This is a genomic window from Bacillus sp. FSL K6-3312 (assembly GCF_038007485.1).
GTDB lineage: Bacteria > Bacillota > Bacilli > Bacillales > Bacillaceae > Bacillus > Bacillus pumilus.
This window is the reverse complement of sequence record NZ_JBBOXI010000001.1, coordinates 2,458,512-2,480,885: the sequence shown is the minus strand read 5'-3', so window position 1 is coordinate 2,480,885 and position 22,374 is coordinate 2,458,512. Positions and strand designations below refer to the sequence as shown.

The window sequence follows — 22,374 nt, the reverse complement described above, 5'->3', positions numbered from 1 at the left end:
GGTGGGGATGTTCATGGAATCCTTCACCGTTGATAAAGCGTTAAATAATAATGTCATCATTGCAAGACACCCTTCTTTGGGCGAAGTAGTTCTGATTGGGAAAGGAATCGGCTTCGGGAAAAAATCGGGTGATGTTCTCGATCAAGATACATTTGAAAAAATGTTTGTCCTTAAAAATACAAAGGAACAAACAGAATATAAACAACTGCTTCACCACATTGATGAGAACATGATCGAGCTTGCCAATGACGTCATTTATCATATACGAGAAAAAATGGGACACCGTTTGAATGAGCATATTCATATTGCCCTGACTGACCATATTGCCTTTAGTTTTAAGCGGGTGCAGCAAGGATATGATATCACCAATCCCTTTATGCTTGAGACGAAGTCGCTGTATCCGAAAGAATACGAGGTCGCAAAGGAAGTCGTTGAGCTAATTAACGAGCGTCCTGATGTCGAAACAAAGCTGCCAGAAGGAGAGATTGGCTTTATTGCGCTCCATATTCACTCAGCTTTAACGAATCGGCCATTATCTGAGGTGAACCGTCATTCGCAGCTCATCACTCAAATGGTCCAAGTCATAGAAGATTCATTTCATATGAAAGTAGACAGAGAAAGTATTCATTATTTACGCTTATTGCGCCATATTACGTTTTCGATTGAGCGTATTAAACGGGAAGAATCTTTAGAGGAGCCAGAAAAATTGCTTCATCTATTGAAAAATGAATATCCTTTATGCTACAATACTGCTTGGAAAATGATCAAAATATTACAACATGCATTGAAAAAGCCTGTACAAGATGCAGAGGCTGTCTACCTGACCCTTCATCTGTACAGATTGACAAATAAAATTTCATAGTTTCCTTGAAACGTGTAACTGATTCGATCAGGCATGAGTGACTTAAGGTAAATACAGGATAAGATCCTGTTATTTGCGCAACCTTATATCACCATGCCTTTTTTTGTGTTTGAAAGTGAAATGTAAACGGTTAACTATGAAATGTATGTCAGGGAGCGTCCCACATGTATGTTGTAAGGGAAAATAAAAGGAGGTTCAACTAGTGTTTAAATCACTTTTTGGTGTGTTGCAAAAAATTGGACGAGCACTTATGCTTCCAGTTGCGATCCTTCCTGCTGCTGGTATTTTACTAGCACTTGGGAATGCGATGCAAAATCCGCAGCTGATCGATGTGGCTCAATTTTTAAGCAATGATACAATTCAGCTTGTTGCAAGCGTCATGGAAAATGCGGGGAATATTGTCTTCTCGAATCTTCCGCTCTTATTTGCTGTAGGGGTTGCCATCGGTCTTGCTAATGGAGACGGTGTGGCAGGGATTGCCGCAATTATTGGTTATCTTGTCATGAACGTAACGATGAGTGCCGTATTAATGGCCAACGGATCCATTCCATCCGATTCAATCAAATTGGCTAAGTTCTTTAAGGAAAGCCATCCAGCATATGTTAATATGCTCGGCATACCGACCTTGTCTACCGGAGTTTTTGGCGGGATTATTGTCGGGGTATTAGCAGCTTATATGTTTAATAAATTTTACAAAATTGAGCTCCCGCAATATCTTGGCTTCTTTGCTGGTAAGCGTTTTGTTCCAATTGTTACATCTATTTCAGCACTTATTTTAGGGCTTTTGATGCTAGTCATTTGGCCGCCAATCCAAGGTGCACTGAACTCGTTCTCAACAGGACTGCTCGCAGCGAATGAGCCGCTTGCTGCCTTTGTATTCGGTGTCATTGAACGCTCATTAATTCCGTTTGGTCTGCACCACATATTCTACGCGCCATTCTGGTATGAGTTCTTTAGCTATAAGAGCTTATCAGGAGATATTATCCGTGGTGATCAGCGTATCTTCATGGCTCAAATCAAAGATGGTGTTCAGCTGACAGCTGGTACATTCATGACAGGGAAATATCCGTTCATGATGTTTGGTCTGCCAGCAGCAGCACTTGCGATTTACCATGAAGCAAAACCAAAGAATAAAAAGCTTGTCGCAGGAATTATGGGATCAGCAGCCCTGACTTCTTTCCTAACAGGGATTACTGAACCGCTTGAATTCTCATTCTTGTTTGTTGCACCAGTGTTATTTGCCATCCACTGTGTATTTGCTGGATTATCCTTTATGATAATGGATATTCTAAACGTGAAAATCGGTATGACCTTCTCAGGAGGATTAATCGATTTCTTCTTATTCGGTATCTTGCCAAACAGAACCGCTTGGTGGCTTGTGATTCCAGTTGGTCTCGCACTTGCTGCTATTTATTACTTCGGATTTAGATTCGCCATTCGCAAATTTAATCTGAAAACGCCAGGCCGTGAGGATGAAGCAGCTGACGGTGCAGATAGTGCTAAGTCTGAAAAGGGTAATGACTTACCTTATGAAATTCTTGAAGCAATGGGTGACCAAGAAAACATTAAACACCTTGATGCTTGTATTACGCGTTTACGTGTCACTGTTAACGATCAGAAGAAAGTGGACAAGGACCGCTTGAAAAAGCTTGGTGCTTCAGGAGTTCTCGAAGTAGGGAACAACATCCAGGCCATCTTCGGTCCTCGCTCTGATAATTTAAAAACACAAATGCAGGACATCATTGCAGGCCGCACGCCTCGTCCAGCGAAAGACCCTTCTGCAAAAGAAGAAGTCAGCCAGCAGGTCGAAGAAGTCATTGCAAAACCGCTTCAAAACGAACTAGGTGAAGAAATCTTTGCTTCACCAATTACAGGGGAGCTTCATCCGATTACAGATGTACCAGATCAAGTATTCTCAGGGAAAATGATGGGTGACGGTTTCGCCATCTTGCCAACAGATGGAACGGTGGTTTCACCGGTGAAAGGGAAGATCTTAAATGTATTCCCAACGAAACACGCAATTGGCCTGCAATCTGATGGTGGACTTGAAATTTTGATCCACTTCGGTATTGATACGGTCAGCCTCAAAGGAGAAGGATTTGAAGCATTTGTACAAGAGGGAGATCAAGTAGAAATCGGTCAAAAACTCTTAGAGGTTGATATTGATAAAATTAAGTCTGAAGTACCATCTTTGATGACACCAATTGTATTTACCAACTTAAGTGAAGGACAATTTATTGACCTTCAAGAATCCGGTGAAATCAAAGCTGGTCAAGAAAACATCATGAAAATTTCAAAATAATTTTCATAACTGCCGTTCTTGTTAGATGACAAGCTCGGCAGTATGATATAATATTGTGGATGTATTAATTGTATAAAAAGGAGATTGATAAAAATGGCTCAACAAACATTCAAAGTAACTGCAGATTCTGGAATTCACGCACGTCCTGCAACAGTACTTGTACAAACTGCTAGTAAATATGATGCTGATATCAACTTAGAATATAATGGTAAAACAGTGAACCTGAAATCTATTATGGGTGTAATGTCTCTAGGAATTGCGAAAGGTGCTACAATCACTATCTCTGCTTCTGGTTCTGATGAAAATGATGCACTTGCTGCGCTTAAAGACACAATGAAAAGTGAAGGCCTAGGCGAGTAATGCAACAACTGAAAGGAATCGGTGCTTCAGCAGGCGTTGCGATTGCAAAAGCATATCGTCTGGAAGAACCAGATTTAACAGTTCACCAAAAAGACATCAACGATCCAGAGACAGAAGTGAAGCGTTTTGAAGAAGCAATTCATGTTTCTAAACAAGAACTTGAAGCAATTAAAGAACATGCTCTAAAAGAGCTTGGCCAAGACAAAGCAGATATCTTTTCTGCACACCTTCTTGTGTTAAGTGATCCAGAGCTGCTAAACCCAGTAAAGGATAAAATCAACTCTGATAAAGTAAATGCTGAATTTGCTTTAAAAGAAACAGCGACAATGTTTGTTACGATGTTCGAAGCAATGGACAATGAATACATGAAGGAACGCGCAGCGGATATTCGCGACGTAACAAAACGTGTAACTGGACATTTGCTAGGCGTTGACATTCCGAATCCAAGCATGATTTCTGAAGAAGTGGTCATCATTGCTGAAGATTTAACTCCTTCTGATACTGCTCAGCTGAACAGACAATTCGTCAAAGGATTTGCGACAGATATCGGCGGTCGTACTTCTCACTCAGCGATTATGGCAAGATCAATGGAGATTCCAGCTGTTGTTGGAACAAAAGAAGCAACAAAAACGGTGAAAAACAATGATCTGATCATTGTTGATGGTATTAGCGGAGACGTCATCATTCAGCCTTCTGAAGATGAAGTGAAAGCGTATCAAAAAAAGCATGAAGACTATTTAGCTAAAAAAGTGGAATGGGCGAAACTGGTTGACCAGCCAACGGTCACAAAAGACGGCGTTCACGTAGAGCTAGCTGCAAATATCGGAACACCTGAAGATGTAAAAGGTGTGCTTGAAAATGGCGGCGAAGCAGTCGGATTGTACCGTACAGAATTTTTATACATGGGCAGAGATCAGCTTCCTACAGAAGAAGAGCAGTTCGATGCGTATAAAACTGTTTTAGAGAAAATGGAAGGCAAAGCAGTGGTTGTCCGCACACTAGATATTGGTGGGGATAAAGAACTCCCTTACTTGCAGCTTCCAAAAGAAATGAACCCGTTTCTTGGCTTTAGAGCGATCCGCCTTTGCCTCGAAGAACAGGAGATTTTCAGAACACAACTACGCGCCTTACTTCGTGCAAGTACATATGGAAACTTGAAAATCATGTTCCCTATGATCGCGACGTTATCAGAATTTAGAGAAGCAAAAGCCATTTTACTTGAAGAAAAAGAAGCATTGGTTGCCGCTGGTATAGACGTATCCGATTCCATTGAAATCGGTATAATGGTAGAAATTCCATCAACAGCTGTCATTGCAGACCAATTTGCAAAAGAAGTGGATTTCTTCAGTATTGGAACGAATGACTTGATTCAATACACAATGGCTGCTGATCGAATGAACGAACGAGTGTCTTATCTTTACCAGCCTTACAATCCAGCGATTTTACGTCTGATTACGCTTGTTATTGAAGCAGCGCATAAAGAAGGTAAATGGGTTGGCATGTGCGGAGAGATGGCAGGAGATGAAATCGCAATTCCTCTTCTTCTTGGATTAGGATTAGATGAATTCTCAATGAGTGCAACATCTATTCTTCCAGCAAGAACTCAGCTAAGCAAGCTTTCTAAGAAAGAAGCTGCATCATTTAAAGAGCATATTTTATCACTTAGCACTACAGAAGAAGTGGTTGATTTCGTGAAGAAAACGTTTCAACATCACTAAGTGAATTCAAACCAGACAGTAACCCTGTCTGGTTTTTTTGTCGAATTTTATCATATTGGGTCATATCCGTCAGAGAGAAGGGCATTCTATAAGAAAAATGGAGGTGTCCAGATTGCCTTTCTCAGACTATAAACCGGGTGATCAAGTATATGTGATTTATCGAAATCCACATGCAGCAAACGTAGCACAAATCAAAGAAGCAGAAATCGTTTCACATCCATACAACGAAGAGGAGCTTGCCCTATTTTTACTTGAAACGTACCATCCTTTAGCTCCAGATGATGCGGTCTTTCCGACATATGAAGAAGCAGAAGCTCTTTATCAAGATTTATTTGAATAAGGGAGATTTTAGAAAGGATAAAAGCCATCCTGCACGGTTAAAGTAACGGTATGAAAACCTATAAGGTAAGGATGTGCTAAATATGATCAAACCTTTTGTGCCCCAGCTTGTGTACATTGAACCACGGGCGTTAGAGTACCCGTTAGGACGAGAGCTGAAGGAAAAGTTCGAGGGGATGGGTATTGAAATAAGAGAAACGACTTCACATAACCAAGTAAGAAATATTCCGGGTAAAAATGACTTGCAAAAGTATCGTAATGCGAAATCAACGCTTGTCATTGGTGTGAGGAAAACGTTGAAGTTTGATACGTCTAAACCATCTGCGGAGTATGCGATCCCATTTGCAACAGGCTGTATGGGGCATTGCCATTATTGCTACCTGCAAACGACGATGGGAAGTAAGCCATACATTCGAACATATGTGAATGTTGAAGAAATATTAGATCAGGCGGAGCAGTACATGAACGAGCGTGCACCGGATATCACGAGATTCGAAGCTTCTTGTACGTCAGATATTGTAGGAATTGACCATTTGACACATACACTAAAGACAGCGATTGAATACTTCGGCCAGACTGATCTTGGTAAGCTTCGCTTTGTGACAAAATTTCATCATGTCGATCATTTACTTGATGCAAAACATAATGGCCGGACAAGATTCCGCTTTAGCATCAATGCGGATTATGTCATTAAATATTTCGAACCCGGTACATCACCGTTAGATCAGCGGGTTGAAGCGGCTGTCAAGGTTGCGAAAGCAGGTTATCCTCTTGGCTTTATTATTGCCCCAATCTACATTCATGAAGGCTGGCAGGAAGGATATAAAGTTCTTTTTGAAAAGCTCGATGCAGCTCTTCCTGAAGATGTGAGGCACGATATCACCTTTGAAATGATCCAGCATCGTTTTACAAAACCAGCGAAGCGTGTGATCCAAAAAAACTATCCGAAATCAAAATTAGAATTAGATGAAGAAAAAAGACGTTACAAGTGGGGTAGGTATGGAATTGGGAAATATATCTACCAAAAAGATGAGGAACAAGAACTAAGACAGACGTTAGAATCATATATTGATCAGTACTTTCCGTCTGCAAAAATTGAATATTTTACTTAAAGCAAGCCTTTTTGGCTTGTTTTTTTCTATTTAAATTTTCTTGCAACTATTGAATGCGGTACCAATTTTGCCGATATACAAAATAAGATACGAAAGTAGGATGTAGGGGTGATGAGATGTTTAAGAAACTTCAAGTGAGAATAGCTGTTTTTATCTCAGTTATTTTAATTTTAACCGTTGTGGCAGTTCAAGTGGGTTCCAACATAGTATTGACACCACTCATTGAACGGGATGCAAAAACGACTACAGCAGCAACAGCAGAAAGCATGAGAGATATTATTGCTCAAAAGCTTGATAATTACGGGGATACAATAAACAGACTGGCAACAAGTACACTGACAAAAGATTTTGCCCAAAAGCAAACAAAACAAACATTAACCTTTGAAAACGATGAACTAAAAGGCTTGCAGGAGCAGGATGAACTGATCTCACTTGCCTATATAGGAACAAGTGACGGCAAAATGTTTGCCTTCCCAGAATCTGATTTTGGCGAGGGATATGATCCAACAAAGAGAGATTGGTTTATTAATTCTGCTGAAAAGCCTGATGAAGTCATCTGGACAGATCCGTACATTGATAAAGCAACGAATGAAATGGTTGTCTCAGCCACCAAGGCAATTGTGCGAAATGGAAAAGTTGTTGGCGTCGCAGGACTTGATTTGAAGCTGTCTTCCATTCAATCATATATTAAGGAACAAAAGATTCCTTATATGGGAACTGCTTTCTTAGTTGATGGCAAAGGAACGATTTTGGCACATCCAACTGAGCAAGGAAAAAACATATCAAAAGTTGCTTCTGTAAAAAAAGCGATCGACAATTCCGGTATTGATGATAATAAAGAACTGACGGTCATTTCTAAAATCAAAGAGGCAGACTGGACAATAGGTGTCAGCTTTGAGAAAAAGAAACTGCTTTGGATCACAGAACAAATGAATCAGACGAGCATCATTATTTCAGTGATTGCCATTATTCTTGCGATCATTCTCAGTTTCTTATTAGCAAAAAGCATTACAACGCCAATCAAGCGTCTGATCGAGCATGTGCGTAAAGTATCTGAAGGTGATTTAACCAATTCACTTGAAACGAAATCTCAAGATGAGATTGGTATCCTCACAAAGAGCTTTAACCAAATGACTGAGGGAATCAGAGAGTTAATTGAAAAAGTGAAAGGGGCTTCAGACCAAGTAGTGACATCAACGGATGAAGTCACACAAATTTCAAATGAAACCTTGCTGTCGAGCGAACAGATTGCGACCGCCATTCAAGAGGTGGCAACAGGCGCGTCTAAACAGGCATCAGATGCAGAAACAATTAATGAGAAATCAGAGCAACTGTATGAGAAAGTGCGCCATATGGGTGAGCTTGCCACGCAAATGCAAACCAACTCAAAATCATCTGAAAATGCAAGCTATAAAGGGCTTGATGCACTTGGTGTGCTCGTTCAAAAATCAACACAAGCGAGCGAAGAATCGAAAAAGGTAGAGCAAATGCTGCTAGACCTTGAGCATAAAACGAAAAATATCGAAAACGTGGTGACAGCCATCTCTCAAATCTCGGATCAAACGAATTTACTTGCACTGAATGCAAGCATTGAAGCAGCGAGAGCTGGAGAAAGCGGACGAGGATTTGCTGTTGTTGCAGAAGAAGTCAGAAAGCTTGCTGAACAATCTGCGCAATCAACCAAACACATTAGTGAAACCGTCAAACTCATTCAAGATGAATCGAAGAAGGCGGCTGAAGCGATGACAGCAGCAAGCAAGATGAATGAGGAACAAGGTGACGCCATTAATGCAACAGGTGAGGCACTGAGCAGCATCACAATGGAAATGCAGGCACTTGTCGGTACAATTGACAGCATTCATACACAGATCAATGAAATGACAGAAGAACAGCAGAAGATGAGTGACTCTATTCAAAGCATTGCTGCAATTTCAGAAGAATCGGCGGCTTCAGCTGAGGAAGTGCATGCGTCTACAGATGAACAAGTCCAAGTTTTAGAAAGAACGAAAACCTCGACTGAAATGCTGAACGAATCAAGCAATGCATTACGTCAGGCAGTAGATCGGTTTAAGCTGTAATGAAGCGGAAAGGAACCTTGCGACGTGAGCAAGGTTCTTTTTGTATGATAAAATAAAGCAGAGGAGGTGTTGACATGAATGTCAATTTATCTGGAAAAAAAGCATTGGTCGCTGCAAGCAGTCAAGGTATCGGAAAAGCGATTGCCTTTGCTCTAGCAAAAGAGGGAGCAGATGTGATGCTTTCAGGAAGGCATGAGCACACGCTGAAAGAAACGGTGAAAGAATTATCTCCGCTTGTAAAAGGAAAGCTGACTTATCAAGTATGTGATGTGTCTGACGCGCAGCAAATCAAGGCGCTAGTTCAAGCGGCAGCTGGTGATGAGAAGTGTGTAGACATTCTTGTGAACAATACAGGCGGGCCTAAAACAGGGACGCTTGAAACCTTAACAGATGAAGACTGGATGGAATCATTTCAGCTTCATTTACTCAGCTATATTCGATTATTAAAAGAGGCCTTGCCTTATTTGAAAAAACACAGTGCACGCGTGTTAAACATTGCGTCTATGTCAGTAAAAGAACCGATCCCAGGCTTAATGCTGTCAAATACTTTTAGACCGGCTATTGCCGGCTGGACAAAAACAGCCGCTCAGGAGCTTGCAAAGGATGGTATTTTGATTAATACGTTAGCCCCAGGGAAAATTGAAACAGAGCGCGTCAAACAGCTAGATAAGCACCGCGCGCAGGTAGAGCACCAAACGGTTGAAGAAATCAAAGCACAGGCTGAACGTACGATTCCGCTTGGCCGTTATGGACAGCCAGAGGAATTTGCAGCATATGCAGCTTTTCTTTTATCTGAAGCCAATACATATATGACAGGTCAAACACTTATCATTGATGGTGGATTGACAAAGTCTCTTTAAGGAGGAACAAGTGATGACACAAATCAAAACAGTTGGTTTTATTGGAACTGGTGTAATGGGACGCAGTATGGCAGAACATTTAATGGATGCAGGTTATGAAGTTCTCGTTTATACAAGAACAAAAGCGAAAGCAGATGCACTCATTCAAAAAGGCGCATCATGGAAGCCGGAAGTGAAGGAAATTGCACAACATGCAGATGCTGTCATCACAATGGTAGGATATCCATCAGATGTAGAAGAAATCTATTTAGGTGAAGAGGGGCTTGTGGCACATGCTGCGCCTGGTACTTATCTGATAGATATGACGACATCGAAGCCTCAGCTGGCAAAAGAAATTGAAGTGAAAGCGAAAGAAAAAGGGCTGTTTGCATTAGATGCACCAGTTTCTGGCGGAGACGTAGGCGCAAAAAATGCAACGCTTGCGATCATGATTGGCGGAGAAAAATCAGCCTATGAAGCGTGTTTGCCCTTATTTGAGAAAATGGGCGAAAACATTCAATATCAAGGACCTGCAGGAAGCGGCCAGCATACCAAAATGTGTAACCAAATTGCGATTGCAGCAGGCATGGTAGGTGTCGCAGAGGCTATGGCCTATGCCGAAAAATCAGGACTTGATCCAGAGCACGTGCTCAAAAGCATCACAACGGGCGCGGCAGGAAGCTGGTCCTTGTCAAACCTTGCACCAAGAATGCTGAAAGGTGATTTCGAGCCAGGGTTCTACGTGAAGCATTTTATTAAAGATATGGGCATTGCACTTGAAGAAGCAGAGCTGATGGGAGAAGAAATGCCAGGACTCTCACTTGCAAAGTCACTTTATGAAAAGCTGAGTGAGCAGGGAGAAGAAAACAGCGGCACCCAAAGTATATATAAATTATGGATGAAATAAAAAATCTGTCCCATCTACGTGGGACAGATTGTAGCGTGTAAACAAACCCTCTCATTTTTTGAAGGTTTTCAATCACGCTAAAAAGAAGACAAATTGAAAACCTGCCCCAATGAGGGACAGGTTTTTTTGATATTATTTTCCAATAAATTGCTGCGTCCAGTAGTTGCCAGATTTCACATAACCAACACCGATATGTGTATAGTTTTTGTTTAAGATATTAGCTCTATGACCTTCACTGTTCATCCAAGCAGTCACCACTTCTTGAGGAGATCTTTGACCTTGGGCAATGTTTTCACCTGCTGTTTTGTAAGTGATCCCGAATTTCTTCATTTGATCAAATGGAGATCCGTAAGTTGGGCTTGTATGAGAGAAATAGTTTTTATCTTTCATATCTTGAGATTTTGCGCGAGCAGATTTGCTTAGCTTTGAATCAACAGAAAGTGCTTTTAATCCTTGCTTTGCACGCTCTTTGTTTGTAAGCTCAACGACTTCTTTTTCAAATGCATTCAAGCTGCTGTCTGCTTTTGCTGTCGTTGTGTCTTTTTGATCAGCTTTTGTATTGTTATTGTTGTTTGTATTTTGTTTTGCTGGCGCACTTGGTTTAGAAGCAGTAGGTTTTTTCACTGATTCTTGTTTTTGTTCATTTTTTGCTTTGTTTACTTCTTTCACCACTTTTGTGCCAGTAACAGGTTGACCGCTTTTAATCAGCTTGTTTAAAAGAGCTTCGATCTCTTTTTGATTCGACTTGCTTAGCTTGTTTACATCTGAAGAGATATGTAATTTTGTAGCTAATGTATGAAGATCAATGGTTTGATGCTGTACATGTATTACTTGTTTCAGGTTAAGCTCCTTCGCATCAGCTGAATGTCCCCCAGTGAATGTGATGAGTGCAGCAGCCGTTAGCGCTGAAAAAAAGAATGATTTCTTCTTCATATTGTAACTCCTCCTAAAATCTTTGTTTTGTTTTCTCACAGAAAATCATAACATGGACTTTTTGTTATAAACGTACCAGCATCCTCCATTGACAATGCCTGTTTGTCATTTTTGTTAAAGTGACAAAAAAACCCGCCTCATATCAAAGGATAGGGAATTCTTCCATTTAATGAAAACGACATAAACATACCAATATTTTAAAGTGTTAGTATATTTTTTTGCATAATAGGGATTGACAGCTTTTTTTCACTTGTTTCGCTGTAACAACTATTACAAAAGTGTTACAATAATGAGTGGTAATTGTAAAAGATTGAAAGGATGAGAGGAGCTACATAAGTGGGAGAGAAACAGCATCAAGGTGGTGCCGAGCAGAAAAAATTCAAGCGCCGGAACGCCTGGAGGATTAATCTCTTTTTCTTCGCTGTCTTTAGTTTGTTTGCTGTGCTTGTGATCAAGCTTGGTGTGCTGCAAATCGTCAATGGTGAGGATTATAAAAAGCAAGCAAACCGAACAGAGGTCAAAACAGCATCATACCCTTCTCCGAGAGGAAAAATGTATGACGCGAGAGGAAGAGTCGTCGTTGATAATGAAAGTGTACCTGCCATCGTTTATACATCAGAAAGCGGTGTGAAAGCGAAAGATAAGATTAAGGTAGTAAGGAAACTTGCAACTTATATAAAAATGGATACTGATTTTTTGAGAGAGCGTGACATTCGAGATTTTTGGCTGGCAAGCCATCCGAAAGAAGCGGATAAGCTCATTTCAAAAGCAGAGCAAAAGAATCTTAAAGCAAAAGATGTCTATCCGCTTCAAGTAGAGCGTGTGCCTAAGAAAGAAGTTAAGGCGATCGAAAAAGATGCAGAGGAAAAAGCAGTTGCAGCGATCTATCGTCGATTTACAGGCGGATATGCCTTTGAGCCTCAAATCGTGAAAGCAATGGACCCAAATGAAGAGAAAAAAGGGGACGAAAAAGTTGCTTTACTCGATGAAACAAAAGAGTCAAAGCAGACATCATCTGTGAGTTTGACCTATGAAGAGATTTCACTTGTGTCAGAGCATCTTGATGAACTGCCTGGTGTGAATGTCATCAATGATTGGACAAGAAAATATCCGTATGAGAAGACCCTTTATAATGTACTTGGCGGTGTGACCACACCAGAGCAAGGGATTATAAAAGAGCGTGAAGATTACTATATGGCAAGAGGCTACTCACGTAATGACCGAGTAGGGAAGAGCTATTTAGAGTATCAATACGAGGATTTTCTGAACCCGGAGAAAGCGACCGTTCAATATACTCAGGTTGGCGGGAAGCTGCTCGATGAAATCAAGCGGACAGAGGGACGAAGAGGACTTGATCTTGCACTGACATTTGATATGGAGCTGCAAAAGGAAGTCGACAAGATCGTCGAATCAGAGCTTAGATCCGCTAGTGCGAGAAACTATATGATGGACCGTGCATTTGTCGTGATGATGGACCCTAACACTGGGGATGTTCTTGCGATGTCTGGCAAGAAAATGGACGGCAGAGACGTCACTGATTATGCCATCGGAACATTTACGACCCAGTACGAAATGGGCTCTGTTGTCAAAGGAGCTACTGTCCTCTCTGGTTATCAAGACGGTATGTCGCACAACCAATCCTATATGGATACACCGCTCTATTTTGCAGGAAGTGGAAAGCCTAAGAAGTCTTACAACAATCTAGGATGGGTCAACGATCTGCGGGCACTCCAAAAAAGTTCGAACGTCTATATGTTTCATGTGGCGATGAGAATGGCAGGTATTAACTATCAAAAGAATGGTCCGTTACGAGCAAGACCTGAGCACTTGCAAAAAATGAGAAACTACTATGCGCAATTCGGTCTTGGTGTGAAAACAGGGATCGATTTGCCGCAGGAATCAAGCGGGATGCAGACACATCCGAAGACGGTCGGCGGACTTTTGCTCGATGAAGCAATTGGCCAGTATGACACGTATACACCGCTTCAAGTTGCCCAGTACATGTCGACGATCGCCAATGGAGGAAATCGCGTTCAGCCAAGAGTGGTGAAAAGCGTTCACCTTCCAACGAAGAAGAATGAAGTAGGCCCAGTCGTGAAAAAATATGAGCCGAAGGTGCTGAACACGATTAACAATTCAAAAGCAGATATTGACCGCGTCAAAATGGGGCTGAAAATGGTCACATCGACTGGCGGTACTGCCGCTGGCCGCTTTGGTCAGCATGATGTCGCAGGAAAAACAGGGACGGCCCAAACCTTTTACTATGGTGCTAACCGCAGCTGGTGGGGAAATGCCACGTACAATTTAACCTTTGGGGGATATTATCCATCGTCCAATCCGAAGGTGGCTTTTAGTGTCGTAACCCCTTATGTCTCAGACAAAGATTCCGTCATTAAAACCATCCCAAGTAAAATTATTGATAAGTACGTTGAATTACAAAAGAAATACGAAAAGCAGTAAACAGCAGAGAGCACAGCAAGAGAATGTGCTCTTTTTTGCTGAAAATATGGACGTTTCCCTCGATGACGGAAGGAAAATACGGGTTTTCTAGCGAATCTTTTTTATACATCAATCTAAGGACAACCCTAAAAAATGAAAAGGAGGGTCGGACGACGATGGAACAAAAAATGAAAGATTCGAATCAGCTTTATTCGAATATTGATTTACATGCCGTTCTTTCTTCTAATGGCCGCTTTCTCTACATTTCTTCTAACTGTAAGCAGCTTTTGCTCTATGAACAAAAGGATTTACTAGGGTGTTTTTTGAAAGACTTTGTTCATACCGAAGATCAATTTCTCGTCGAGAGTTATTTCTACAATCAGCACATGCTAGAGATTTCCCACTTTAGGCTGCTTAGAAGTGACCTAACAGCTGTATGGATTGAAGCTAGTATTGATTTTGTTGCTTGTGATGAGTTAGACAGTGAATTAAGTAGAGAAATGATCCTAAAAATGAGGGTGCTGGACGCTGAACCGCAAAAAGCAGCATTTCAAACAACATCAGAAGTGTCAGAACAGTCGTTAGGCAGTCTGCCGGCTTTCCAACATGTCAGTGAAGCTGAACAATTGATTGCCATGCTGCCAAATCCGTTATGTATTACGATTTTAGGGGAAATTGTTTATGCGAATGATGCGATGCTTCAATTAATGGGGGTAAGTACAAGAGATGACATGATCGGCAAAACTGCATTTGACTTTATTGCTGAGGAGTACCATGACATTGTGAGAAGTCGAATTACAAGGCTGCAGCAAGGTCTTCCAGTCGGAATGATTGAACAGATTTGGAAACGGAAAGATGGAAGCAGCATTCATATCGAAGTGAAGTCATCACCAACGATCTATCAAAATCAGCGGGCAGAGCTTTTGCTATTAGTAGACATCTCATCCCGTAAAAAATTTCAAACCGTTCTGCAAAAAAGCCGTGAGCGGTATCAGTTGCTCATCCAAAACTCCATTGATACGATTGCGGTTATTCATGATCACAAATGGGTGTTTATGAATGAATCAGGCATTAAATTATTTGAAGCCGAGCATTACGATAAATTAATAGGAAAAGATATTTTCCATCAAATCCATTCATGTGACCAGCAAAAAGTGAAAAAAAGCATATCACGTATTATTGAAAGAGCATCAGATTCTGAGATTGTCACGATGAGCTGTCATACGTTTAAACACAAGCTGATTTATACAGAAATGGTGTGTATCCCAACTACATTTTTTGGAGAAACAGCCGTTCAAATTATTTTAAGAGATATATCCGAACGTAAGCAGACAGAAGAGCTCATGCTCCGATCTGAAAAATTATCGATCGCAGGCCAATTGGCTGCGGGCATTGCACATGAGATCAGAAACCCATTGACTGCCATCAAAGGATTTTTACAGCTCATTAAACCGCAAACAAAAGATCGGGATCAATATTTCGAGATTGTTTTCTCTGAACTGAGCCGGATAGAAATTATTTTAAGTGAGCTGCTCATGCTGGCAAAACCGCAGCAAACGGCATCGATTCAGACACTAGATTTGAAAAAAATCATCAGCGAAGTCACGGCTTTATTAGAAACACAAGCGAACTTAAATGGCATTTTAATGAATACTAGTGAGATAGAAGAGGGTCTCCTGATGAACGGGGATCAAAATCAGCTCAAGCAGGTGTTTATCAATTTAATCAAAAATGCCGTAGAATCCATGCCGGACGGAGGGAAGGTTGACATTACGGCCAAAGCAGAAAGAGATGGAATCCACGTTACCATTCGTGATGAAGGGGTCGGTATTCCTGAATCGGTCATGAAGCGAATAGGAGAGCCCTTTTTAACGACAAAGGAAAAAGGGACTGGACTTGGCCTTATGGTGACATTTAATATTTTAGAAAATCACAACGGCACGATCCGTGTGGATAGTCATCCCGAAAAGGGCACCGCATTTCACATCATGTTTCCTGCAAAATAAAAACAACGGCAGGAGAGCCGTTGTTTCAGTCTGTTAAATGAATGGAACGTTTTTCAAGAACGAATTGTTCTAGGCGGTCAAGTCCTTCTTTCAGTGTTTCAAGTGAATAAGCATAGGATAGACGCACATACCCCTCGCCGAGTGGAGAGAAAGCAGACCCTGGTACGACAGCGAGTCTTGTACTTTCTAACAGCTCCATACAAAAATCAAAGGAACTCATCCCAAACGATTCAATGGATGGAAAAATATAAAAAGCGCCAGAAGGCTTAATGACCGGAAGCCCCATAGAAATGAGCCGATCATATACATAATCGAGCCTTTTCTTATATTGCTCTCTCATGATGAGTGCATCATCCACACCATTTGTCACAGCTTCAAGTGCCGCCTTTTGTGAGACAGCCGAGGCACAAGACACGTTATATTGATGTACTTTTAATACATGTTTAGCAATGGGAGCTGAAGCAAATAAAAAGCCAATTCTCCAACCGGTCATGCTATGAGACTTAGACAGTCCGTTAATCACAATGGTCTGTTCCTTTAAGAAAGAAGCGATTGAATGATGCGGCCGGTCAAATGTCAGCTCGCTATAGATTTCATCGGATAAAATAAAGATGTCTTTTCCTTCAAGGAGCTGGGCAATCTCTTTCAATTCTTCTTCTGAAAGCGTGACACCAGTTGGGTTTGAAGGATAAGGAAGCACAACACACTTTGTCTTTTCCGTTAATGCATCCTCAATCAGCTTGGCATTTAATTTAAAGCCAGCATTCGTTGTGTCGATATGTACGGGCTTCCCGCCACACATTCGAATGATCGGTTCATAGCCAGGGTAGACAGGTCCAGGTAAAATCACTTCATCACCCTCTGACAAAATGGTTCGAAACGCGGCATCAATCGCTTGACTTGCACCTGTCGTCACAATGATTTCTGACTCTGCATCATAATCAAGGTTGACTTTCTTCTTGATGTAGTGCTGGATTGCTTGTCTTAGCTCTAGGAAACCAGCATTATGAGTGTACGAAGTAAAATTCTCGTCAATGGCTGCTTTTGCAGCTGTTTTGACATGATGCGGCGTATAAAAATCGGGCTGGCCTATCGTCAAAGAAACGACATCCTCATATGACGATACGAGATTTGAAAATGTTCGAATGCCTGAAATTTCAATATCCTTTACTCTTGGATTCAGCAAATGCTCCATTTCTCATCACCTTAAAAATTTATGTTTTTATCCTATTTTACCATTCACTGCATAAATGTCACCTGCGAAAGGCACTGGATATCATTATCTGTAGTCTATTCTCCTATTCATCACAGCATGAGTGATATATTGAAGAAAGAGCAACATTTATTATAGCGTAACCTCACGAGAAAATACAGGCTGCGGTGAACATGATTAGAAAACGTCACAACTGCGTAAACTGAAAGAACGTGAGAATCAGGGTCATGGGAATTGCTTTCATAGACATACGATCTCCTAAAGGAGGACGATAAATGGAACAATCAGCGAAGACATCAAAAATAGCGTTTCTATCCGTGATAAGTAACACATTTGTTGTCATCTTAAAGATCATTGTGGGTCTGCTTACGGGATCTGTTGCGGTTTTATCAGAAGCCATTCATTCTTTTCTCGATTTAATGGCATCTTTTATTGCATTTATCTCTGTTCGTATTTCAAGAAAGCCAGCAGATTCTAAACATCCTTATGGACACGGAAAAGTCGAAAATATTTCTGGAACGATTGAGACCTTGCTGATTTTCGTTGCGGGCATTTGGATCATCTACGAATGTGTTCACAAACTAATGCATCCAGAGCCAGTCAAGCTGCCTGTGCTTGGCATTGTGGTGATGCTGATAGGCGCGCTCATCAATTTTATCGTATCGAAGGTTGTGAACAAAGAGGCAGAGCGAGTACATTCTGTCGCCATGAAATCGAATGCATTGCACCTGTTAACAGATGTGTATACGTCATTAGGGGTCGCATTCAGTTTATTGCTTGTCGCATTAACCGACTGGTATTTTTTAGATCCGATCATTGGAATGATACTTGCTCTCTTTATTATGCGTGAAGCATTTAAACTCATGAAAGAAGCCTTCCCGCCGCTCGTAGACGCCCGGCTAACGCCCGAGGAAGAACAATCGATCGAAGCAATCATTCAAGGATTCAGTCAAGAATTCATCGAATATCATGACTTTCGAACAAGACGATCCGGTGCAGAGGAATATATTGATTTTCATTTGATTGTAGATGGCAAGACAACGATAGAAGATGTTCATCAATTATGTGATCGAATTGAAGAGAAGATTTTGCAAGAATTTCCGCATGCACAAATCTTTATTCATGTAGAACCTGAAAGTGAAAGAAGCACGCAAACGTAAAAAGGCGATCAACCAACTTAGGTTGTATCGCCTTTTTTTTTCGCTTCATCTATGAAATGAAATCAATATCCATAAGCAGTATCGTAATCTTCATACCAAGAGATATAAGCTGCGTCATCATTTGACAAATCATGCTTCATGTCTAAAAAATCAGCTTCGCAAATATCTTCAATCACAGTCATTTCATTGTTATTTAATAGTACGACAGTTCCCATCATGAACACCTTTCTTTAAAAAATCCTTGACTATTGTACCATGTGAAGAACGATTGTCAACTGCAGAATGGAAACAAGACGAAAATATCACAAAATGTTAAAAAATCAGAGGTAAAAGAACTAGAAATGTCATGATTTTCACAAATTTTCAGTATTTATTCACATAAATCATTGAGGATGAACTGATCTAAAATATATGTAAAAATGTAAAGTTACATTGATCTTGCGATATTCATAAGATATAATAACGAATGATTATAAGAAATTTATAGAAAACATACATAATAAAGGAGAAATAGGATGGAAACAAACATAACAGAACCACACATTCAAGAAAAGAAACATCCTGAGCTAGCAGGCGTAGGCTATCGTTTTCTTGCACACCTTTTGGATGGTATCATCATCGGCGTACCATATTCTTTTATCATGTTTATTTTGGCAACACTCTTTTTTGTCTCAAGTCCAGAGGCAGCCTTGATGATGGATGACGACAGCTATTACTATTCAACAACCGTGATGACAGATGAAGAATGGGCAGTGATTATGGGACTTATCTTTTTCTATATAGGAGCGATCTTGATCGGTATCGTGGTGACATGGCTTTATTACGCCATTATGGAATCAACAAAACTGCAAGGAACGCTTGGTAAGATGGCTCTTGGGATTAAAGTGACAAGAGTAACGGGCGAAAAAGTGACATTCGGCCGTGCAACAGGCCGCTTCTTTGCAAAAGGCTTTTTGTCTCCAATCTTATATATTGGCTACATCATTGCCTTTTTCACAGAGAAAAAACAAGCACTTCACGATTTAATTGCAAGTACCATTGTTGTGAAGAAATAATGAAAAAAAGCACCTCTGCTCAATCGTAAGAGGTGCTTTTTGTATAGATTGCTTGTATGGAAGAGGGACGTATGACATAAAATAGAATGATAGTGAAAAATCAGGCAGGGAAGGGAGACAAACGATTGAAAACAGGGAAAAAGACCATGCAGAAAAAAGGGGCAGGCTTCGGGCTGTTTTTGACAGCACCCATTTTGGCCTGGGCATTGTATGACTTTGCAAATACGATATTTTCATCGAATATGATCACCATTTTCTTCCCGTTCTACTTGCAGGAAACGATCGGAGACAGTGCGAGAATGGATCAGATCGCTAGTACATTTATATCTTATGCAAACGCACTAGCTAGTTTTTTCCTCGTCATTTTCACACCATTATATGGAGTCCTGATTGATCGTACAGGAAAAAAGAAGCGCTACATCACAGTGTTTACTCTAATATGTATAGCTTGTACGTTTTTGATGGGGATCTTTGCTGGAATTGATTTCTCATCCGAATGGTTTGGGCTGCCTGTCTCTTTATTAGTAGTGGTCACCTTGTTTGTGATTGCAAAATTTTTCTATCACTCGAGCCTAGTGTTTTATGACACCATCCTGCCCGATCTTGGGACAAAGGATGAAATACCACTAATTTCTGGATTTGGCATTGCCGTTGGTTATTTAGGGACACTTGTTGGTCTCACAGTTTATTTACTTGTTGGCAATGACCAATTTCATGAAGCATTTATTCCGACAGCACTATTATTCTTTCTCTTTTTCCTGCCATTTCTCTTTTTTGTAAAAGACCCTCATCCACTGCCGCAGCCAGAGAAAAAGGCGTCATTTTTCAGCGGATATAAAGAAATTATTCGCACGTTTAAAGAGATGAAGCATTACAAGCCGGCTTTTATCTTTATGATTGCTTTCTTTTTTATGAATGATGCCTTACAGACAGCGATTGCGATGATGGCTGTGTATGCCAAAATCATCATTGGCTTTACTGCAGGACAATTTATTCTGCTTTATCTTGTGTCGACCATTTCAAGTATCATTGGCTCCTTTTTATTTGGATATATCACAAAAGCGATTGGGGCAAAGCGCTCAATTACAGTCGTGTATGTGATTTTGATCGTTGCCCTGATTCTGGCTGTGACAGCCACAACAGAATGGATCTTCTGGGTGGCTGGCAGTTTATTCGGTATTTCACTCGGCGCAAGCTGGGGGGCATCTCGAATATTGATTATTGAGCTGACACCAAAGGAAAAGAGAGGACAGTTTTTTGGTCTCTTTGCATTCTCAGGGAAGGTGTCTTCCATTATTGGACCCATCATTTATGGGTCAGTCACTCTGCTGTTTGCAGAGCACGGAAACCTCGCAAGCCGTCTTGCGCTAGGGTCTTTACTCATTCTCGCAGCGATAGGACTTGTGATTCATCAATTCGTACGAGAGAAAGCGTAAAGAAACGTCAACTTTTTACCTAGGCTGCCGATATAAAAAGTACAATCTTATATTGAAGAATAGAGGGATTTCCGTGGCTTTAAACAAACAAGAAATTTTACTTGATTCTGGTACAAATGAATTGGAAATTGTAAAGTTTGAAATTGGTTCAAATCAATTCGGCATTAACGTGATGAAAGTAAGAGAAATCATTCAGCCGGTAGAGTTGACTGTTGTACCGCACTCTCACAAAGACGTAGAAGGTATGATTAGTTTACGAGGCGAGATTTTGCCAGTCATCAATCTATTTTCCTTTTTTAATGTCGAGTCAGATCAGTCCGAACAAGAGAAGTATATCGTGACTGAATTCAACCAACGGAAATTTGTGTTCCATACAGGAACGGTTTCACAAATTCACCGCGTCAGCTGGGAAGAGATTGAAAAGCCAACTGCACTCAATCAAGGTATGGAACGTCATTTAACAGGCATTATTAAGCTTGATGGGAAAATGATGTTCCTTCCAGACTATGAAAAAATCATTTATGATATTGAATCGGCTTCTGGTGTAGAAACGTACCATATGTTTGACGGTGAGAAAGACGAAAGAAGAACAGGGAAGAAGCTATATGTCGTTGAAGATTCTCCGCTTCTCATGCGTTTATTATCAAATGAATTAACTGAAGCAGGCTATAAAAACATTGTGACCTTTGAAGATGGCAAACAGGCATATGATCACGTCATGGATCTTGTTAGCAAAGGAATCACTGTGACAGAAGAAATTGATATGATTATTACGGATATTGAAATGCCAAAAATGGATGGTCACCGATTAACAAAACTGCTAAAGGAAAACCCTTTAACGAGTTCCATACCGATTCTCATCTTCTCTTCGTTAATCACTGAAGATTTGCGGCATAAAGGGGAAACAATCGGTGCTGATGATCAAATTAGTAAACCAGAAATTCATCAGCTCATTGAAAAGGTTGATCATTTTATTATCTAAAGAAAAAACCACTCGTCATGAGTGGTTTTTTGTTTAAAAATAACTTTCCCCGAGTCGTTTGAAGACGGGCTTTGTATAATGTGATTTTTGTTTTGTGGCGGTAGGTTTTTCTTTTAAACCGACATACGTTTGAAGCAGTTGCTTTGCTCGGTTTAATGACATATTCGCTTTCGGATTGCGATATGATTGATTTAAATTTCCTAAGTGTGGCAAAAATTCGAAGTCTTCTTTGGTTGGTGGCAGGTGAAAATAATAATCTCCAATTTCAATCAGCACGTCGGACTGTTGTTGACTATATTTGGGATTGTTAGAGAAATGTAGGCCCACTTTTTTTCCTTTACCTTCTTGCAATAGTTTTTGCAGCGCACGTTTTTTCAAAAGATAAAGAAACTTGGGATTTGGTGCGGTTTTAGCATGACGGTTAACAGTATAAATGGCTTTTGCGATGTTTTCTGCTGTAGGTTCTATGTCTTTAGTATGAGCATAATCGTCCATTTTTTCTCTCCTTTGTCTTTCGTCTTCCTGTGCTTAGTATAAATTATACGTTTTTATTAGTAAATTGCAAATAGACTTATTGTAAAAAGAAAACCTTTGGTATAAAGGGATTAGGGGGGGTTAAAAATTTAATGTTTT

The 22,374-nt window shown here is 40.5% G+C and carries 19 protein-coding genes; 15 read left to right on the top strand and 4 right to left on the bottom strand.

What is annotated here, in order from left to right; all coding sequences use genetic code 11:
* Window positions 1–7: 7 nt before the first annotated feature.
* The 9 genes from glcT to MHI11_RS12830 all read left to right on the top strand — a co-directional run bounded on the left by glcT (window position 8) and on the right by MHI11_RS12830 (window position 10,517).
* On the top strand, window positions 8–862 hold the full coding sequence (gene glcT / locus MHI11_RS12870; protein ID WP_003212366.1) for a glucose PTS transporter transcription antiterminator GlcT: 855 nt from the start codon (window positions 8–10) through the stop codon (window positions 860–862).
* A 202-nt stretch (window positions 863–1,064) separates the two neighbouring features.
* On the top strand, window positions 1,065–3,164 hold the full coding sequence (gene ptsG, locus MHI11_RS12865; RefSeq protein ID WP_106067350.1) for a glucose-specific PTS transporter subunit IIBC: 2,100 nt from the start codon (window positions 1,065–1,067) through the stop codon (window positions 3,162–3,164).
* A 93-nt stretch (window positions 3,165–3,257) separates the two neighbouring features.
* A complete protein-coding gene (locus MHI11_RS12860) occupies window positions 3,258–3,524 on the top strand; it encodes a phosphocarrier protein HPr (RefSeq protein WP_003211078.1) in 267 nt (88 codons plus the stop codon).
* Window positions 3,524–5,242, top strand: coding sequence for a phosphoenolpyruvate--protein phosphotransferase (gene ptsP / locus MHI11_RS12855; RefSeq protein WP_106067351.1), 1,719 nt, complete (start codon window positions 3,524–3,526; stop codon window positions 5,240–5,242). The genes MHI11_RS12860 and ptsP overlap by 1 nt, the downstream gene beginning before the upstream one ends.
* Before the next feature lie 112 nt (window positions 5,243–5,354).
* Complete coding sequence (locus MHI11_RS12850; protein WP_003211490.1) at window positions 5,355–5,582, top strand: transcriptional regulator SplA domain-containing protein; 228 nt, start codon at window positions 5,355–5,357, stop codon at window positions 5,580–5,582.
* Window positions 5,583–5,664: 82 nt separating this feature from the next.
* Window positions 5,665–6,693 carry a spore photoproduct lyase gene (gene splB / locus MHI11_RS12845; RefSeq protein WP_065097169.1) on the top strand — a complete coding sequence of 343 codons (1,029 nt, stop codon included), beginning with the start codon at window positions 5,665–5,667 and terminating at the stop codon, window positions 6,691–6,693.
* Window positions 6,694–6,809: 116 nt separating this feature from the next.
* Entirely contained in the window at window positions 6,810–8,771 is a 1,962-nt protein-coding gene (locus MHI11_RS12840; protein ID WP_126741512.1) for a methyl-accepting chemotaxis protein, read from the top strand.
* Between the two features lie 74 nt (window positions 8,772–8,845).
* On the top strand, window positions 8,846–9,631 hold the full coding sequence (locus tag MHI11_RS12835) for an SDR family oxidoreductase (RefSeq protein ID WP_217012924.1): 786 nt from the start codon (window positions 8,846–8,848) through the stop codon (window positions 9,629–9,631).
* Between the two features lie 13 nt (window positions 9,632–9,644).
* Window positions 9,645–10,517, top strand: a complete 873-nt coding sequence (locus tag MHI11_RS12830; RefSeq protein WP_065097172.1) for an NAD(P)-dependent oxidoreductase — start codon at window positions 9,645–9,647, stop codon at window positions 10,515–10,517.
* Window positions 10,518–10,649: 132 nt separating this feature from the next.
* On the opposite strand, the gene MHI11_RS12825 is transcribed toward MHI11_RS12830, so the two are convergent.
* Complete coding sequence (locus MHI11_RS12825; protein WP_044139808.1) at window positions 10,650–11,450, bottom strand: CAP domain-containing protein; 801 nt, start codon at window positions 11,448–11,450, stop codon at window positions 10,650–10,652.
* 336 nt (window positions 11,451–11,786) lie between these two features.
* On the opposite strand from MHI11_RS12825, the gene MHI11_RS12820 reads away from it, so the two are divergent.
* The gene (locus tag MHI11_RS12820) at window positions 11,787–13,910 is read left to right on the top strand and encodes a peptidoglycan D,D-transpeptidase FtsI family protein (RefSeq protein ID WP_340961186.1); all 2,124 of its coding nucleotides are present in this window, start codon (window positions 11,787–11,789) and stop codon (window positions 13,908–13,910) included.
* 155 nt (window positions 13,911–14,065) lie between these two features.
* A complete protein-coding gene (locus tag MHI11_RS12815; protein ID WP_340961185.1) occupies window positions 14,066–15,895 on the top strand; it encodes a PAS domain-containing protein in 1,830 nt (609 codons plus the stop codon).
* A 25-nt stretch (window positions 15,896–15,920) separates the two neighbouring features.
* Here MHI11_RS12815 and MHI11_RS12810 read toward each other — a convergent pair whose 3' ends face one another.
* A complete protein-coding gene (locus tag MHI11_RS12810) occupies window positions 15,921–17,090 on the bottom strand; it encodes an aminotransferase A (protein WP_003210942.1) in 1,170 nt (389 codons plus the stop codon).
* Between the two features lie 293 nt (window positions 17,091–17,383).
* Here MHI11_RS12810 and MHI11_RS12805 point away from each other — a divergent pair, with 293 nt between their 5' ends.
* Window positions 17,384–18,268, top strand: a complete 885-nt coding sequence (locus MHI11_RS12805) for a cation diffusion facilitator family transporter (RefSeq protein WP_340961184.1) — start codon at window positions 17,384–17,386, stop codon at window positions 18,266–18,268.
* 62 nt (window positions 18,269–18,330) lie between these two features.
* Here the strand turns inward: MHI11_RS12805 and MHI11_RS12800 are convergent, their stop codons facing one another.
* Window positions 18,331–18,483, bottom strand: coding sequence for a hypothetical protein (locus tag MHI11_RS12800; RefSeq protein WP_170965990.1), 153 nt, complete (start codon window positions 18,481–18,483; stop codon window positions 18,331–18,333).
* A gap of 300 nt (window positions 18,484–18,783) precedes the next feature.
* Between MHI11_RS12800 and MHI11_RS12795 the strand changes: the two genes are divergently transcribed.
* The 3 genes from MHI11_RS12795 to MHI11_RS12785 all read left to right on the top strand — a co-directional run bounded on the left by MHI11_RS12795 (window position 18,784) and on the right by MHI11_RS12785 (window position 21,741).
* Window positions 18,784–19,323: an RDD family protein gene (locus tag MHI11_RS12795; RefSeq protein ID WP_065097176.1), complete on the top strand. Its 540-nt coding sequence runs from the start codon at window positions 18,784–18,786 to the stop codon at window positions 19,321–19,323.
* 125 nt (window positions 19,324–19,448) lie between these two features.
* Window positions 19,449–20,759, top strand: a complete 1,311-nt coding sequence (locus tag MHI11_RS12790) for an MFS transporter (protein WP_034620047.1) — start codon at window positions 19,449–19,451, stop codon at window positions 20,757–20,759.
* Window positions 20,760–20,832: 73 nt separating this feature from the next.
* Window positions 20,833–21,741, top strand: coding sequence for a chemotaxis protein (locus tag MHI11_RS12785; RefSeq protein ID WP_044139813.1), 909 nt, complete (start codon window positions 20,833–20,835; stop codon window positions 21,739–21,741).
* A gap of 33 nt (window positions 21,742–21,774) precedes the next feature.
* Here the strand turns inward: MHI11_RS12785 and MHI11_RS12780 are convergent, their stop codons facing one another.
* A complete protein-coding gene (locus MHI11_RS12780; RefSeq protein ID WP_003211256.1) occupies window positions 21,775–22,236 on the bottom strand; it encodes a YkyB family protein in 462 nt (153 codons plus the stop codon).
* Window positions 22,237–22,374: the final 138 nt, after the last annotated feature.

What these genes read in the sequence shown, in the direction of transcription:
- MHI11_RS12825 (WP_044139808.1), bottom strand. Translation starts at nt 11,450, where the DNA reads ATGAAGAAGAAATCATTCTTTTTTTCAGCGCTAACGGCTGCTGCACTC.
- MHI11_RS12840 (WP_126741512.1), top strand. Translation starts at nt 6,810, where the DNA reads ATGTTTAAGAAACTTCAAGTGAGAATAGCTGTTTTTATCTCAGTTATT.
- MHI11_RS12835 (WP_217012924.1), top strand. Translation starts at nt 8,846, where the DNA reads ATGAATGTCAATTTATCTGGAAAAAAAGCATTGGTCGCTGCAAGCAGT.
- ptsP (WP_106067351.1), top strand. Translation starts at nt 3,524, where the DNA reads ATGCAACAACTGAAAGGAATCGGTGCTTCAGCAGGCGTTGCGATTGCA.
- MHI11_RS12795 (WP_065097176.1), top strand. Translation starts at nt 18,784, where the DNA reads ATGGAAACAAACATAACAGAACCACACATTCAAGAAAAGAAACATCCT.
- splB (WP_065097169.1), top strand. Translation starts at nt 5,665, where the DNA reads ATGATCAAACCTTTTGTGCCCCAGCTTGTGTACATTGAACCACGGGCG.
- MHI11_RS12830 (WP_065097172.1), top strand. Translation starts at nt 9,645, where the DNA reads ATGACACAAATCAAAACAGTTGGTTTTATTGGAACTGGTGTAATGGGA.
- MHI11_RS12860 (WP_003211078.1), top strand. Translation starts at nt 3,258, where the DNA reads ATGGCTCAACAAACATTCAAAGTAACTGCAGATTCTGGAATTCACGCA.
- MHI11_RS12805 (WP_340961184.1), top strand. Translation starts at nt 17,384, where the DNA reads ATGGAACAATCAGCGAAGACATCAAAAATAGCGTTTCTATCCGTGATA.
- MHI11_RS12815 (WP_340961185.1), top strand. Translation starts at nt 14,066, where the DNA reads ATGGAACAAAAAATGAAAGATTCGAATCAGCTTTATTCGAATATTGAT.
- MHI11_RS12780 (WP_003211256.1), bottom strand. Translation starts at nt 22,236, where the DNA reads ATGGACGATTATGCTCATACTAAAGACATAGAACCTACAGCAGAAAAC.
- glcT (WP_003212366.1), top strand. Translation starts at nt 8, where the DNA reads ATGTTCATGGAATCCTTCACCGTTGATAAAGCGTTAAATAATAATGTC.
- MHI11_RS12800 (WP_170965990.1), bottom strand. Translation starts at nt 18,483, where the DNA reads ATGGGAACTGTCGTACTATTAAATAACAATGAAATGACTGTGATTGAA.
- MHI11_RS12810 (WP_003210942.1), bottom strand. Translation starts at nt 17,090, where the DNA reads ATGGAGCATTTGCTGAATCCAAGAGTAAAGGATATTGAAATTTCAGGC.